The following is a 14,747-nucleotide window of genomic DNA, read 5'->3' on the forward strand; positions in this document are numbered from 1 at the left end:
GACAGCCCAAAGAAAGTGGAAGTGAGATTTATGGCAAGCTTGGATGCTGCGGAAAACACCGAAAAACCAGCTTCAGAAACCGTTCGGGTCGATCTTGGAACGCGCAGTTATGACATCCGCATCGGCCGGAACGTGCTGGAAAAGGCTGGTGAAGAGATTGCCGCTGTTCTGCCGGGCGCGCGTGTCGCTGTTGTCGCGGATGAAAATGTCGCCAAGCTGCACCTTGGGACTTTTGAGGACAGTCTGGACCGGGCTGGAGTTCACTGCACAGCGATCACAGTTCCGCCGGGAGAGGCGACCAAGTGTTTCAGCGAATTCGAACGCTTGTGCGATGAGATTCTCAATGCACGGCTAGAGCGCAACGACGTGGTGGTGGCGCTTGGCGGCGGTGTGGTTGGGGACCTAACCGGTTTTGCAGCGTCCGCCGTGCGCCGGGGCATGGCCTTTGTTCAAGTGCCGACCTCCTTGTTGGCCCAGGTGGATAGTTCGGTTGGTGGGAAAACCGGGATCAATTCGCGTCATGGCAAGAACCTGATTGGCGCGTTCTATCAGCCAGCGCTTGTTCTGGCCGATACTGCGATCTTGGATACGCTGCCACCGCGTGATTTCCGTGCAGGCTATGCAGAGGTCGCCAAATACGGCTTGCTCGGCGATGCAGATTTTTTCACGTGGCTGGAGGACAACTGGCAGGGCATCTTTGATGGCGGGCCGGAGCGGGATGAAGCGGTTGCCCGATCCTGTGAGGCGAAAGCTGATGTTGTGGCGGCTGACGAATTGGAAGGTGGCCGCCGGGCCCTTCTCAATCTCGGACATACCTTCGGACATGCGCTTGAAGGAGCTGTGTCCTATGAAACCGAACGCCTGGTTCATGGCGAAGGGGTTTCCATTGGCATGATGCTCGCTCACGAGTTTTCCGAAAAACTCGGCCTGATAGGTTCGGAAACGGTCGCGCGTGTCGAAAAGCACCTCACCGATGTGGGTTTGCCGATCCGGATCTCCGATATTCCGGGGCAATTGCCGAATGTCGATGTGTTTATGGATCTGATCGCCCAGGACAAGAAGGTGAGCCGGGGGGCTTTGACCTTTATTTTGACCAAAGGCATCGGTGAAGCCTTTGTCGAAAAGGGTGTTGATCCCTATCTGGTGTCAGAGTTCTTGAAGGACAAATTGGACTGATGACCGAAACTGCGCTCTGGCTGGCAATTGCCGCGATCTTTCTACTTCTGTTTTTGTCGGGTTTTTTTTCCGGATCGGAAACGGCTCTGACCGCAGCTTCGCGTGCCCGGGTGCACCAGCTTGAAAAAAGCGGCGATTGGCGTGCGCGCCTTGCGAGCCGGTTGATTGCCTCGCGTGAACGGCTGATTGGTGCGCTTCTGCTGGGCAATAATCTGGTCAATATCTTGGCCTCCGCCTTGGCAACCAGTGTGTTTTTAAGCCTATTTGGGGAAGCTGGTGTTGCCATCGCCACCTTGGTCATGACGGCACTTGTGCTTATCTTTGCGGAGGTACTGCCGAAAACCTGGGCGATCTCCAATCCGGAGCGCTTTGCGCTGGCTGTTTCCCCGATCGTGCGGTTTGTCGTTGCCATTTTCAGCCCGGTTGTCGCCGGTGTTGAATGGATTGTCCGGCACTTGCTGAAGTTGGTCGGCGTTAACATCGGCGAAGGTGCCCTGATTCTGTCAGCGCATGATGAGCTGCGTGGAGCCGTTGATCTTCAGCACATGGAAGGCGGCCTTGAAAAAGGTGAGCGCGACCGCCTCGGCGGTCTGCTTGATCTTGCCGATCTGGAAGTCTCCGACGTCATGGTTCACCGCACCAATATGGTGGCCCTCAACGCAGACGAAGAGCCGGAGAAACTGGTGGAAGCCGCGCTTGCTTCGCCCTACACCCGCTTGCCCTTGTGGCGCGGAGAAAGCGACAACTTTGTTGGTGTTCTTCACGCCAAGGATTTGCTTCGCGCGCTTAATTCTGCGCGCGGCGATTCCTCTAAGATCAATATCCTGGATATTGCGGCGCCGGCCTGGTTCGTACCTGACACAACCAGCCTTCAAGATCAGCTCAACGCATTCTTGCGCCATAAATCCCACTTTGCACTGGTCGTGGATGAGTATGGCGAAGTGATGGGGCTGGTGACCCTGGAAGATATCTTGGAAGAAATCGTTGGTGAGATCGCCGATGAACACGATGTCGAACTGGAAGGCTTGCGCCCACAGGCCGACGGCTCAGTGATCGTCGATGGTTCTGTGCCGATCCGCGACCTTAACCGGGCGGCTGACTGGAGCTTGCCGGATGATGAGGCAACGACGATTGCGGGCCTTGTGATTCACGAAGCGCGGATGATCCCGGAGGAGCGCCAGATCTTTACCTTCCACGGCTTCCGCTTCACGGTGCTGCGCCGGGAGAAAAACCGGATCACCCGGCTGCGCATCATGCCTTTGGGGCAGATGCGGGCGGCAGCCCAAGCATAGAAAAATTGAGAACAATCTGCGCAGTTCTGGCGAAGGTTTGAGCTCCAGTATCCAATATTATTGTTGTTGCGTGGGGGCGGTTTCGCCGTCCTGTTTGCGGCTGTTTTGAGTGACTTTGAGGTTGGTGTAGCTGGCGATGATCACATCAATCGCACCTTCGTCCAGCTTGCGGTTCAAAACCTTCTGAAACGCCAGGGCTTGTTCGGCCCTTTGTTTGGGAAACGCGATGTAACGTGGGACAACGGCGAGCGGGGTATCTGCAAAGCGGAAGCGGCCGACTAAGTCCAGGCGTCCTGCAACAAAGGCCAATGTATCCCGGTCTCCCACAACAGCGTGCAGCCGGCCTGCCGCGAGTTTGCGGACATTTGTTTCGTTGTCGGTTGCTTCTTCTTTGGTCAGGAAGGCCGCATTATCGAACTCCGGCGAGTAAGCGTATCCGCGGACAGTTCCAATGACGTAATCCTTCAAATCATTCAGCGCCTCAAACGTGATGACTTTGTCGACTGGAAACATCAGGGTCGTTATGCCGTTTCGAAAGGGGCCGACCATGTGGAATTTTTCGAACCGTTCTTTGGTTCCGACAAATTGAAACCCAAGGTCAACATCATTGCTTTCGACGCTTTTAACAACACGTTTCCAGGGGAGCTGTGCGAACGAGGGTTTGTGGCCGAGTTCGGTGACAATCAGCCGAACAATCTCAGTGTCGATGCCTTTGTATTTGGTGTCTTCGTAATAATTGTAAGGCGGAAAGTCATATTCGGATGCAATGATCCAGGCATCTGCACTAACAGGGCCTGCGAGCGCGGTTATGATGGCAAACCATGTTGCCAAGAGCAATTTGTAGGTCCGCATGTAGGTCACCAGTGGCTGACACGGTCTGGAGACCATATCAGCCTAAGGTGAAGGAAGATTTGCGGTAATCAGAGAATGTCGAGCGGCAATGCAGTCAATCTCTGAAAAAACAGCTGGGTCAGGTATTTTTGACTTCAATCGCCAACGCGTGAACGGTGCTGGCAAGTTCATCCGCCAGAACTTCGTTGATCGCCCGGTGCTGATTAACCCGGCTCATATCCTGCAGTTTATCGGCGGTGATTTGCACACGGAAATGGGTTTCGCCGCCTTCGCGCCAGCCACCATGGCCACGGTGGTTTTCTGATTCGTCGATGACATTCAGAAAACTTGGGGCAAATGCGGCGGTAAGCTTGTTTGTAATGGTCTGTTGCATAGTCATTCCGGGACTGTGGAGATGCGCAATTCAAAGTTCAAGTCTATGCGTGCCCCGTTCGGGCTGATATTGTGTCTGGCTGTTTGATCTCCGGAGCCTAGATTCGCTTCACAAAGGTTCTGGACTTCTCCAAATTACAACCGCCTAAGGCTTGTCCGCAGGCTTCAAGATCTCATAATCGGCCGCATGAAACTGGATTCAAAAATTTTCGACAGTATCCGCGTCAAACCTGGCAAGGAGAAAAAGGAGCGGATGCAGGAAGACCGCCACCCGGTGTGTGAACATCCGGGCTGTAACCGGCCAGGTGTGCACAAGGCACCAAAAGGGCGGGATCGCGAGGGGCAGTATTTCCGGTTCTGCGTCGATCATGTGCGCGAATACAATAAGACATACAATTACTTCACGGGTATGCAGGATGATGACGTCCGCAGTTACCAGAAGGACAGTCTGACAGGCCACCGACCGACCTGGAAAATGGGGGTCAACAAGCAGGCCGCTGAGGGGCCGGACGGGTTTGACGCTAGGGCATCGATGCGCGGCAATGCGCAACGCCGGAACGAACAAGTGCGCCGGCCGCGGCAAAGAAAGCTTTTGACGCTTGAAAAACGGTCGCTTGATGTGCTCAATCTGCCGTATACAGCGGGTGGCGATGAGATCAAAGCGCGCTATAAAGAGCTCGTGAAATTGAACCACCCGGATGCCAATGGCGGAGACCGCTCTTCTGAGGACCGTCTACGGGAAATCATTCAGGCCTATAATGTCCTGAAGAAGGCCGGATTTCTTTAAGCTTACAGGGCCCTGCAAGCTTTTTCCAAACGACCCATCCCGGACAACGGGATTGCGGAGGACTGATGACTGAGACGACGACTGCGGCAATGGCAATGCCGGACACTGAGATTTCCGTTGAAGAAGTATTTGGCTTCAAGTCGGACCTGAAAGTACCGGCCTTTTCTACACCGTCAGAGCATGTGCCTGAGCCGGATCCTGATTATTTGTTCGACCGGGCGACGACACTGGCGATCCTGGCTGGCTTTGCTCACAACCGCCGTGTGATGGTCACCGGCTATCACGGCACGGGCAAGTCGACCCACATTGAGCAGGTCGCATCCCGCCTAAATTGGCCTTGTATCCGCGTCAACCTCGACAGCCACATCTCCCGGATCGACCTTGTCGGTAAAGACGCCATCGTTTTGAAGGATGGTCAGCAGGTCACCGAGTTCAAAGACGGCATTCTGCCTTGGGCGTACCAGCACAATGTCGCGTTAGTGTTCGACGAATATGATGCCGGCCGTCCGGATGTAATGTTCGTGATCCAGCGGATCCTGGAATCTTCCGGCCGCCTGACGCTGCTCGATCAGAGCCGGGTTATCCGCCCGCACGCCGCCTTCCGCCTGTTTGCGACGGCCAACACCGTTGGTCTCGGCGATACGTCTGGCCTTTACCACGGCACACAGCAGATCAACCAGGCACAGATGGACCGCTGGTCGATCGTCACTACGCTGAACTATCTGCCGCATGACAATGAAGTCGATATTGTTCTGTCGAAGGCCAAACACTTCCAGACGGACGAAGGCCGGAACACCGTTTCCAAGATGGTCCGCCTGGCCGACATGACCCGGAATGCGTTCATCAACGGTGACTTATCGACCGTGATGAGCCCGCGGACCGTGATCACCTGGGCTGAAAACTCGGAAATCTTCGGCGACGTCGGCTTTGCCTTCCGCCTGACCTTCCTGAACAAATGTGATGATATGGAACAGTCCCTGGTGGCTGAGTTCTATCAGCGCTGCTTCGGTGAAGATTTGCCGGAATCCGCTGTCAACGTCGTAATGAGCTGAGGACCCTATGGCGCCACGGCCAGGTAGCAATTCTCTTCCGGGCAATAAGCCCGCCCCGACCACGGAGCCGCTGAAGCAATCCGTTGCCGGAACCATGCGGGCAATTTCCGGAGAAGCGGAGCTGGAAGTCATTTTCTCCGGCGACCGGCCAGGCCTGTCCGGTCTTTCTGCCCGCTTGCCTGAACCGTCCCGTAAACTGAGTGCCCATGAAGTCGCGGTCACGCGCGGTTTGTCGGATGCCATGGCGCTGAAAATCGCCTGTCACGACAAGGCTGTTCACGCCAAAAACATGCCGCAGGGTCCGGACGCCCGGGCCATTTTTGAGACTGTAGAGCAGGCGCGCTGTGAGGCGGTTGGGGCCCGTCGCATGCAAGGGGTTGCCGACAATCTGGCTGTCATGCTGGACGATAAGTTCCGCAAGGCCGGTGCACCGGATATTGCCAGCCGGGAAGAGGCGCCGCTTCAAGACGCGCTGTCGCTGATTGTCCGCGAACGCCTGACCGGTGCAAAACCACCGGCTAGCGCGACCAAGCTTGTCGATCAATGGCGCGACTGGGTGGAAGAAAAGGCTGGTGCCGAACTGGACAGCCTCGAAGCTGAGGTGGAAGATCAGAACAGCTTTGCCTCCCGCTTACGCGATGTGTTGAAGTCGCTCGATATGGCCGATGAACTCGGCGATCACGACGATGACATGGATCCCGAGCAGAACGAGGATCAGGGCAACAACGACGAAGCTGAAACCGGCGAAGACACCGAAGACGACAGCGGTGAGCAGGAAGCGGCTCCCCAGGAAATGGAACTGTCTGGCGAAGAGCAGGACAGTGGCGAGACCGAAGCCTCTGAAGCTGATTTCGACGAGCTTGTCGATCAGGACATGGCCGAGGATTCCGAAGAAGCTGGCGAAAGTGAGCGGCAGGACCATCCGTTTTCCAACAGACCGCCGGAATCCGATTACCGGGTGTTCACGACCCAGTTCGATGAGACGATTACCGCCGAAGAGCTGTGCGATACGGCTGAGCTCGATCGTCTGCGTGGTTTCCTCGACAAGCAGCTGACCCATTTGCAGGGTGCCGTTGCCCGGCTTGCCAACCGTCTACAACGCAAACTGATGGCGCAGCAAAACCGGGCTTGGGACTTCGATCTGGAAGAAGGTCTTTTGGATACGGCGCGTCTCACACGCGCAGTTACTGATCCGATGGCGCCTCTGGCCTTCAAACAAGAGCGGGACACAAACTTCCGCGATACCGTGGTGACGCTGCTTCTGGACAATTCCGGTTCCATGCGTGGCCGTCCGATTACCGTTGCTGCCACTTGTGCCGATATTCTGGCCCGCACGCTGGAACGCTGCGGCGTTAAAGTCGAGATTCTCGGCTTTACCACAAAAGCCTGGAAAGGCGGTCAATCGCGGGAAAGCTGGATCGGGGCCGGTAAGCCGCCAACACCGGGCCGTTTGAACGATCTGCGCCACATCATCTACAAGTCTGCAGATGCCCCCTGGCGCCGTGCCCGGCGCAATCTCGGTTTGATGATGCGTGAGGGCCTCTTGAAGGAAAACATCGACGGCGAAGCCTTGTTGTGGGCGCACGATCGCTTGATGGCCCGGCCGGAGCAACGCCGTATCCTGATGATGATTTCCGATGGGGCACCGGTTGATGACACGACCTTATCTGTCAATCCGGGCAACTATCTGGAACGGCATCTGCGCTACGTGATCGAAGATATCGAGACCCGGTCACCGGTCGAACTGATTGCGATCGGCATCGGCCATGATGTCACCCGCTATTATCGGCGGGCTGTGACCATCGTCGATGCGGAAGAGCTGGCTGGTGCGATGACCGATCAGCTCGCCGATCTTTTTGATGATGAGGTTCAACTGGCCGCTCAACATGGTCGGGGCCGCCGGCGCCGGGCCGGTCAACGGTAGGCCGCTGCGGGAGCGTGATGGCTGGTTTGCCTAATCTAGTAAGAACCGTTGCAGCTTTATTGGCTGCTGCGGTTCTTTTTATATCTACACCGGTTTGGGCTCTCGTATTCTTGGCGGATGGAGAGCCGGTCAAGGTTAGAACACGGCCGATTGAGACGTTTCATATCGGTCATCCGGACCGGGAGTTTGGCGAACTTACATTTCTCGGCGGGTTTGAAATTCTGGCGTCTGACCGCAAGACCGGCGGACTGTCCGGTGTCATCAGTTTGAATGGCGGCAATGAGCTGCTGGCGGTCACCGACAATGGCCATTGGGTTGCGGCCACTGTTGAGCAGACGGACACCGGAGCGCCGAAAGGACTATCCGATCTTCGCTTTGCCCCGCTTCTGGGGGCAGATGGCAAGACACTTCGGGCGCGCTGGGGGCATGATACTGAGGCGCTGACCTTGGCACCATCAGGACTCTATGTGTCTGCAGAGCGCAATCATGCCATCTATCATTACGCCTGGCCGTTGCTGTCGGGTAAGGCGAAAATGCTGGGACAGGTGGCGATGCCGCGCGATCTGGCATCTTTGCCGCGCAACACCGGGATCGAAGCCTTGGCGGCGGGCCCGGAGGGCAGTGCTCTCGAGGGAAAACTGATTGCCATCAGCGAGACTTCGCCCAGCGATGCCCATGATCTGTCCGGTTTTATTTTGAGTCCTGAAAAGACAGCTCGTTTTTCCGTAAAGCGGCATGACCGGTTCGACGTTACCGATGCTGCTTTTTTGCCAAATGGCAACCTGCTCTTGATGGAGCGCCGGTTCAACATGAAGGATCTGATCGGCCTGCGCCTGCGCCGCATTGAAGGTCAGGCCATAAAACCGGGCGCGGTTCTTGACGGTGAGTATCTTCTGGACGCTGATTTCAATTACCAGATCGACAACATGGAAGCTCTCGCCGTCCATCAGAATGCGGCTGGAGACACAATTCTGACCTTGCTATCGGACGACAACAGATCGCTGTTGCAGAGGACCTTGCTTCTGCGTTTTCGCTTGAACAGGTAAAATATCCAACGAAGTGGCGTTGGTGGGCTCGAAATACTATCTTAGGTTTAATCGGCCTAGGGTAACACTATCATGCAGCCAAGCATCATCAGAACCAAAGACAGGCCAGAACTGGCGCAGATCACCGCCGAATGGCGATGGAATGCGTTTATGCAAGATAGCATCTACACACGCGCTGACGCTGTGGACTTTGATGTTCAAAGTGCAAGCAGTGAAGATCTCATACCGACAGTTTTGGTGCTGCTGGAAGAGCAAACGCCTGCTGGGATGGTCACCCTTTGCTTGAACGACGTTGAACACAGGCCGGACCTTAATCCTTGGCTGGCCGGATTGTATGTGGAGCCGGAATTCCGCGGAAAAGGATATGGATCCCGTCTCGTTGATGAACTGGAGGCGCTGGCCCGAAGCGCGGGAGAAAACCGGCTCTACCTTTATACGCCAAACGCTGAAGGGTTTTACATGAAGGCCGGGTGGGAAACGTTTGAGACCTTTGAAGAACAGAAACGGTTGAATTCCATAATGCGGAAGGATCTAGATCCTTGAACAAAAAAGGCGCCGGAGCGGCGCCTTGATTATATTTCTCAGAGATTTGAGCCTTTACGCAGCCGAGCCGTTTGGCTGCGGCTGGAACAGGCTCAGAATGATCCTGTACGGCGCCAGCAGGGCAACAGCGACCAGCATTTTCACCAGGAAATCACCAACTGCGAGTGAGATCCACAGAGGAACCTGAATAGCGTCTGCGACACCAAGGAACGGCACTGGGAACGCCAGCGAGCCGTCGTCCATACCGAAACTGAAATCGACGAAGGCAAAGGCCGCCGCAAAGGCGATGCCGAAGAACAGCAACGTGTCGATCATGGAGCCGATCAGCGAAGACGCGATCGGTGCTTTCCACCAGGTCAATTGGCGCAGGCGGTCAAAGATCGTCACATCCAGAAGTTGAGCCACCAGAAAGGCCGTGCCGGAGGCAACCAGAATCCGCGGCGTCGTAAAGGCTTCGTCCAGCGTCCAGAACACCATCGGTACAGCAATAGCAAGCACAAAGCCGGTCAAAACGACTTTGCGCGCCGCCGACGGTCCGAAGCGCCGGTTGGTCAGATCGGTCACCAGGAAGGCGATCGGATAGGTGAACGCGCCCCAGGTTAAAAGATCGGCCAGATTAACCCCGCCGAGCACATACTCGACCGGGAATTGGACAAGAAAATTCGAGGCCACAACGACAATCGCCATCGCGAAAACCGCGATGGCGAGATCGGCCACGGAGAAACTCCGGGTATTTTCCATGTTTGACCCCTTAAGGGTTAAGCTGCAGCGGCTTCTGCCTGCTTGCGCTTGATGCTGACTTTGATCTTGCGTGCGCTGTCAGACAGTTCAGCGTCGGATGCTTTCAGCAGGTATGCGTCCAGGCCGCCGCGGTGCTCAACAGAGCGCAGTGCGTGTGCGGAGACTTTCAGCTTGAAAGTTTCGCCCAGTGTGTCGCTCATCAAAGAGACGTTGCACAGGTTCGGCAGGAACCGGCGGCGAGATCTGTTGTTTGCGTGTGAGACATTGTTGCCGGTCATCACGTCTTTACCGGAGAGTTCGCAACGGCGAGCCATCATATCACCTTTTGTTTTTGTGGCTGGGCCGTTACAAGAACCCAGCAAGACCAACCGGAAGCGGCGCGGACCTGAGGCCCGGCGACATCGTCTCCGGCAATTCTCGGAAAAAGTTGCCCCGCTATAAAGGCAGTGCGCGTCAACGTCAAGACATCTACATGCCTTTGGCACGATTCAGTGCTTTTATTCCGATTTTGCGCTGGCGTTAACCAGTGAGTTACCAAGATTTAGAAGAATTGTCCCGGTTCGTGGGGCTGATTTTCATGTTACTATTAACCCTGCGTAACATCCTTGGCGCGGGGGCGCGAACGCCGCCGGTGAGTGCGGCGCGGAGGTTTAAAGTGTTTGGTATAAAGTCAATTGGACGGATTGCAGTACTGCCATTTCTGGCTGGCGCGCTGTTAATTTCGCCCGCTCACGCAAAAAAGAACCATGTGGGCGGTGTCTATTCCATTTCGATCGCCGGATTTAAGGTCGCCAAGGGGACGCTCTCTTTGGTGATGCAAGGCAATGCCTATTCCGCCAAGGTCAGCATGGCACCTGCCGGGATCGGAACACTTTTTTCGACCGGCAAGGGCGGGGCAGAAGCGTCCGGCTGGCTTGTGGGTTCTAAGGTGGTGCCGTCTAGGTACCGCATGGCGTCTCACGCCGCGAACCTCGATTTTTACGTCAATCTAAAACAGGGATCCGGCAACATCCGCCGTATGGAAGTTGCGCCGAAATTCAAGCCGAATGCGGAACGGATCAAGGTCACCAAACGCCACCGCCGCAATGCGATGGACCCGCTCAGCGCCGCGTTGATGCCGGTGCGCAGAGCCAAAGACAGCCTCGGGCCAAAGGCGTGTTCGCGCAAATTGCCGATTTTTGATGGCTGGACGCGGTTTGATATCAAACTGTCTTATCAGGGCATCAAAGAAGTTTCCGGCCGTGGCTATGACGGTCCGGTGGTTGTCTGTAAGGCCCGCTGGGTTCCTGTCGCTGGACACCGGCCGTCGAAAGCGTCGGTAAAATATATGGCGAAGGCGCCCATGGAAGTCTGGATCGCGCCGATGGGCCGCAACAATGTGTTGATCCCCTACCGGATTTCGATTGCGACCAAAAGCGGACGCCTGCTGGTTGAAGCTTCCAAACTGAATATCGATGGCAGCGGCAGCGACCAGGCAGCCCGATAACGCTCGAGGCGGCTAAAAGAACTCGTTTACGCGTGGCCATCGGAATTGGCGTTTAGTATGCCGGTTTCCGTTGCCAATTTCGTCTAAAAGTCACGATAGGTCAGCAGAGCAACACTTGCGCCCCTTCGCGTCTCTTGATACAGCCCTTCCCGATATGCCTCCGGGACGCTCCTGTTCCAGGTACTTCTTTCCGGATCCGATGACATGCTCGGGTCCGTCATGTTTCAGGTTAGCGAGTACATGCACAGCTATTTGGAATTCGAAAAGCCCGTCGCCGATATTGAAGGCAAGATCCAGGAGCTGCGTGCTTTGGCCGCAGAAGATGGGGAAGTCGTCCATGTCGAAAGTGAAATTGACCGGCTGAAAGCGAAATCCGCCCAGACGCTGCAGGATATTTACGGCAAGCTGACGCCCTGGCAGAAGACGCTGGTGGCGCGCCATCCGGACCGGCCGCATGCGATCGAATATATCACCGGTCTTGTTGAAGATTTTACGCCGCTCGCTGGTGACCGGAATTTCGCCGAAGACCATGCGCTCATCGCCGGTATCGGCCGGTTCCGTGGTCAATCTGTTGCGGTGCTCGGTCAGGAAAAGGGCCACGACACCGAAACGCGGTTGAAGCATAATTTCGGCATGGTGCGTCCGGAAGGCTACCGCAAGGCTGTTCGTGTCATGGAAATGGCTGAACGCTTTGGTTTGCCGTTGATCAGTTTTGTCGACACGTCTGGCGCATATCCGGGACGGGGCGCAGAAGAGCGCGGTCAGTCCGAGGCGATTGCCCGCTCCACGGATGCCGGTCTTGGCCTTGGAACTCCTTCGGTTGCGGTTGTGATCGGTGAAGGCGGCTCCGGCGGCGCGATTGCGATCGCCACGGCCAACAAGGTTCTGATGATGGAACACGCGATTTATTCGGTGATTTCACCGGAAGGAGCGGCATCCATCTTGTGGCGCGACAGCGCGAAAGCTCAGGACGCGGCCACAGCCCTCAAAATCACGGCGCAGGATCTGAAACAGCTCGGCGTGATCGATGGGATCGTCGATGAGCCGGTTGGCGGTGCGCACCGCGCTCGCGAAATCGTCATCGACACTGCAGGGGCCGCGATTGAAGCAGAGTTGAAACAACTGTCCGGCCTCAGCTCAGATCAGTTGCGCAAGCAGCGTCGCGAAAAATTCATCGCGATCGGCCGCACGCTCTCTTAAAGCGGGAAAACCGCAAACTATTCACGAAAGGCCGCCGGTAGGCGGCTTTTTGCCATTGTGTGGCCAGAATTTGCCGTCAATCAGGCATTGCTGCGATGGGATTACGATTTGCTGTGCTTATCACCGGAATGTGGTTCGCTGCGGTTCAGACAATACAGTAACTTATCGTCAACCATCCTTGCCTAGCTTTGGCGTGGGGGCGAGATGGGCGTTTTTGAGCCGATGGCTGTGAAGCCGTTGGATCAGAGATCCGATCAGTTTGGGACAGTCATATGATTTTCGGGCGTTTCCCGTCTTCGGCGGACAGCCAGCGTATTGCAGACACCACCGGCTCCAAACGCACACCCTTGCGTATTGCTGCAGCTGTCATGACGGCTGGTTTTCTGGCGGGGTGTCAGGCCGATGAATTTGCCTCCGGTCCAAACCGGCACAAGGCTCCGGTCAACGCTTCGATCAAGCGCAAGATGACCGATCTCAACATGTCCTCGACATCGCCGATCATGATCCGGATCTTCAAGGAAGAATCAGAACTGGAAGTTTGGAAAAAGACCCGCACTGGCAAGTTCAAGCTCTTGGAAGAATTCGAGATCTGCAAATGGTCTGGCAAGCTTGGACCGAAGTTCAAGGAAGGCGACCGGCAGGCACCGGAAGGGTTTTATGAGATCACCCCGTCCCTGATGAACCCAAAATCCAGCTATCACCTTGCTTTTAATCTCGGGTATCCGAACAAGTACGACCGCTCACACAATCGCACCGGGTCGCACCTGATGGTCCATGGCGCGTGTTCCTCGCGCGGCTGTTACGCCATGACCGATGCGCAGGTGACGGACATCTATGCGCTCGCCCGCGACAGTTTCAAAGGCGGTCAGCGAACATTTCAGGTTCAGGCCTTTCCGTTCCGCATGACGGCGGAAAACATGGCGCGTCACCGGAACAATGAGCACATAGACTTCTGGCGGATGCTGAAGACCGGTTACGACCACTTTGAGGTGACCAATACGCCGCCGAAGATTTCGGTCTGCGAGAAAAAGTATGTTTTTGATGCGACCACACTGGTCGATGGCGTTCCGTTCCGCGCCAGCTCAAAATGTCCGGCCTATGAAGTGAACCCGCGGATTGCCATGGCCGTTCAAGCTAAGCAGAACCGGGATGACGAAAAGTTTCAAAAGCTGGCCGCACGAATGGATGCCAAGGAAGAGCTCAAAAAACGCTGGGAAACGCGCCAGAAGACATTTGCTAATGCCATTTCCGCCGGCGAGGCTGATGCTCCGCAAACTGCCGCAACAGAAACTGCTGCAGCCCCCGCCACACCAGCTCCTATAACGGCAAGTCCAGCAGAAAAGCAGCCGGTTGAAACGGCCTATGCAGCTAAGGAAAGTGCACCGGGCCGGTCAGCAACCGGGTTCTTCAAACGCTGGATACCGTTTGGCTCAAAAGCTGCGGAAGCTGGTGTTGGGCCAATCGCGACCGAAGTGGTTCCCGCGGCCAAGCCGTGATCGCATAAGGCTAGAGCATCCTGCGTTCCGGTGAACGCAGACAAGATGCTCTACCACTTTAAAATCGATCAGCTTTTGGCTGTTCAAGCGATTCCACCTGAACAGCCGCTGATCTAAGCGGTCAATTCGGGTAGTCCCATAGAAATACCTTCCCGGAGAACCTCCGGGTCATAGGCTTTACGGGCAAAGACCTCGCGCACCATCGGCTCAAAGGTTTCGATCGGTTCGCTTTGATAGCCGGGGTCGAAGGATGCCTGGTCCCAGCGCTCACAGAAGTCGGCACATGCCTGATAGTGGATGTGATCCTTGAACTGGTCGCGCGCGTTTTCATCCCAATTGTAGTGTTTTGCGTAGTAGAGCATCTGGAAGATGCCATGGTGCTCGACCACCCAGGCAACTTCATCTCGGACAAAGGGCCGGAGAACCTCGGCAGAGAATCTGTCATGGTTCTGCGGTGCCAATCCGTCGCCAATGTCGTGTAGCAGTGCACCAACCACCCAGTCGATATCCGCACCTTCCCGGAGTGCCCGGGTTGCGGACTGCAGGCCATGCTCCATGCGGGTGATTTTATAGCCCGTCATAGTGTCTTCGCCCTGACGTTTGAGTTCCGCCAGGATCCGGTCCGCAGTCAGTGCATGAAATGGTTTTTCGGCTTCAGCCAAAAGGTCATAGTCTGCCTTGGTGCCATCTTTCATTTGAGTGAAGGATACGGTTTTCATGGCCTCATCTCTCCGCTGTTCAGATAGTATATTGAGCTGGAGATGCTGAGTCTGTCTATAT

The 14,747-nt window shown here is 55.8% G+C and carries 15 protein-coding genes; 10 read left to right on the forward strand and 5 right to left on the reverse strand.

Annotation, left to right across the window (positions count from 1 at the left end):
- Positions 1-30 precede the first annotated feature (30 nt).
- Together aroB and FJ695_RS06190 are read left to right on the forward strand one after the other, a co-directional pair.
- The gene (gene aroB, locus FJ695_RS06185) at positions 31-1,176 is read left to right on the forward strand and encodes a 3-dehydroquinate synthase (protein ID WP_141184630.1); all 1,146 of its coding nucleotides are present in this window, start codon (positions 31-33) and stop codon (positions 1,174-1,176) included.
- Positions 1,176-2,468, forward strand: coding sequence for an HlyC/CorC family transporter (locus FJ695_RS06190; RefSeq protein WP_141184631.1), 1,293 nt, complete (start codon positions 1,176-1,178; stop codon positions 2,466-2,468). The genes aroB and FJ695_RS06190 overlap by 1 nt, the downstream gene beginning before the upstream one ends.
- Before the next feature lie 57 nt (positions 2,469-2,525).
- Here FJ695_RS06190 and FJ695_RS06195 read toward each other — a convergent pair whose 3' ends face one another.
- Together FJ695_RS06195 and FJ695_RS06200 are read right to left on the reverse strand one after the other, a co-directional pair.
- Complete coding sequence (locus FJ695_RS06195) at positions 2,526-3,320, reverse strand: ABC transporter substrate-binding protein (RefSeq protein WP_168206279.1); 795 nt, start codon at positions 3,318-3,320, stop codon at positions 2,526-2,528.
- A 118-nt stretch (positions 3,321-3,438) separates the two neighbouring features.
- Positions 3,439-3,699, reverse strand: coding sequence for a BolA family transcriptional regulator (locus tag FJ695_RS06200; protein WP_168206280.1), 261 nt, complete (start codon positions 3,697-3,699; stop codon positions 3,439-3,441).
- Positions 3,700-3,879: 180 nt separating this feature from the next.
- On the opposite strand from FJ695_RS06200, the gene FJ695_RS06205 reads away from it, so the two are divergent.
- From FJ695_RS06205 to FJ695_RS06225, 5 genes are all read left to right on the forward strand, one after another.
- Positions 3,880-4,479 carry a J domain-containing protein gene (locus FJ695_RS06205; RefSeq protein ID WP_141184634.1) on the forward strand — a complete coding sequence of 200 codons (600 nt, stop codon included), beginning with the start codon at positions 3,880-3,882 and terminating at the stop codon, positions 4,477-4,479.
- A 65-nt stretch (positions 4,480-4,544) separates the two neighbouring features.
- On the forward strand, positions 4,545-5,531 hold the full coding sequence (cobS, locus tag FJ695_RS06210) for a cobaltochelatase subunit CobS (RefSeq protein ID WP_141184635.1): 987 nt from the start codon (positions 4,545-4,547) through the stop codon (positions 5,529-5,531).
- A gap of 7 nt (positions 5,532-5,538) precedes the next feature.
- Positions 5,539-7,455, forward strand: coding sequence for a cobaltochelatase subunit CobT (gene cobT, locus FJ695_RS06215; RefSeq protein WP_141184636.1), 1,917 nt, complete (start codon positions 5,539-5,541; stop codon positions 7,453-7,455).
- A 17-nt stretch (positions 7,456-7,472) separates the two neighbouring features.
- Positions 7,473-8,501: an esterase-like activity of phytase family protein gene (locus FJ695_RS06220; protein WP_141184637.1), complete on the forward strand. Its 1,029-nt coding sequence runs from the start codon at positions 7,473-7,475 to the stop codon at positions 8,499-8,501.
- 72 nt (positions 8,502-8,573) lie between these two features.
- Complete coding sequence (locus tag FJ695_RS06225; RefSeq protein WP_141184638.1) at positions 8,574-9,044, forward strand: GNAT family N-acetyltransferase; 471 nt, start codon at positions 8,574-8,576, stop codon at positions 9,042-9,044.
- A gap of 54 nt (positions 9,045-9,098) precedes the next feature.
- Here FJ695_RS06225 and FJ695_RS06230 read toward each other — a convergent pair whose 3' ends face one another.
- Complete coding sequence (locus FJ695_RS06230) at positions 9,099-9,785, reverse strand: queuosine precursor transporter (RefSeq protein ID WP_141184639.1); 687 nt, start codon at positions 9,783-9,785, stop codon at positions 9,099-9,101.
- A gap of 17 nt (positions 9,786-9,802) precedes the next feature.
- Positions 9,803-10,099 (reverse strand): 50S ribosomal protein L28, encoded by a 297-nt coding sequence (rpmB, locus tag FJ695_RS06235; protein WP_141188596.1) that lies wholly within the window; start codon positions 10,097-10,099, stop codon positions 9,803-9,805.
- Positions 10,100-10,440: 341 nt separating this feature from the next.
- Between rpmB and FJ695_RS06240 the strand changes: the two genes are divergently transcribed.
- The 3 genes from FJ695_RS06240 (at position 10,441) to FJ695_RS06250 (ending at position 13,967) form a co-directional block, all read left to right on the forward strand.
- Entirely contained in the window at positions 10,441-11,271 is an 831-nt protein-coding gene (locus tag FJ695_RS06240) for a DUF3108 domain-containing protein (RefSeq protein WP_209010938.1), read from the forward strand.
- 240 nt (positions 11,272-11,511) lie between these two features.
- Positions 11,512-12,471, forward strand: a complete 960-nt coding sequence (locus FJ695_RS06245; protein ID WP_141188597.1) for an acetyl-CoA carboxylase carboxyltransferase subunit alpha — start codon at positions 11,512-11,514, stop codon at positions 12,469-12,471.
- Positions 12,472-12,743: 272 nt separating this feature from the next.
- Entirely contained in the window at positions 12,744-13,967 is a 1,224-nt protein-coding gene (locus FJ695_RS06250; protein ID WP_141184641.1) for a murein L,D-transpeptidase family protein, read from the forward strand.
- Between the two features lie 113 nt (positions 13,968-14,080).
- Here the strand turns inward: FJ695_RS06250 and FJ695_RS06255 are convergent, their stop codons facing one another.
- A complete protein-coding gene (locus tag FJ695_RS06255) occupies positions 14,081-14,686 on the reverse strand; it encodes an HD domain-containing protein (RefSeq protein WP_209010939.1) in 606 nt (201 codons plus the stop codon).
- Between the last annotated feature and the right edge of the window lie 61 nt (positions 14,687-14,747).

It is taken from the genome of Labrenzia sp. PHM005 (assembly GCF_006517275.1).
Lineage (GTDB): Bacteria > Pseudomonadota > Alphaproteobacteria > Rhizobiales > Stappiaceae > Roseibium.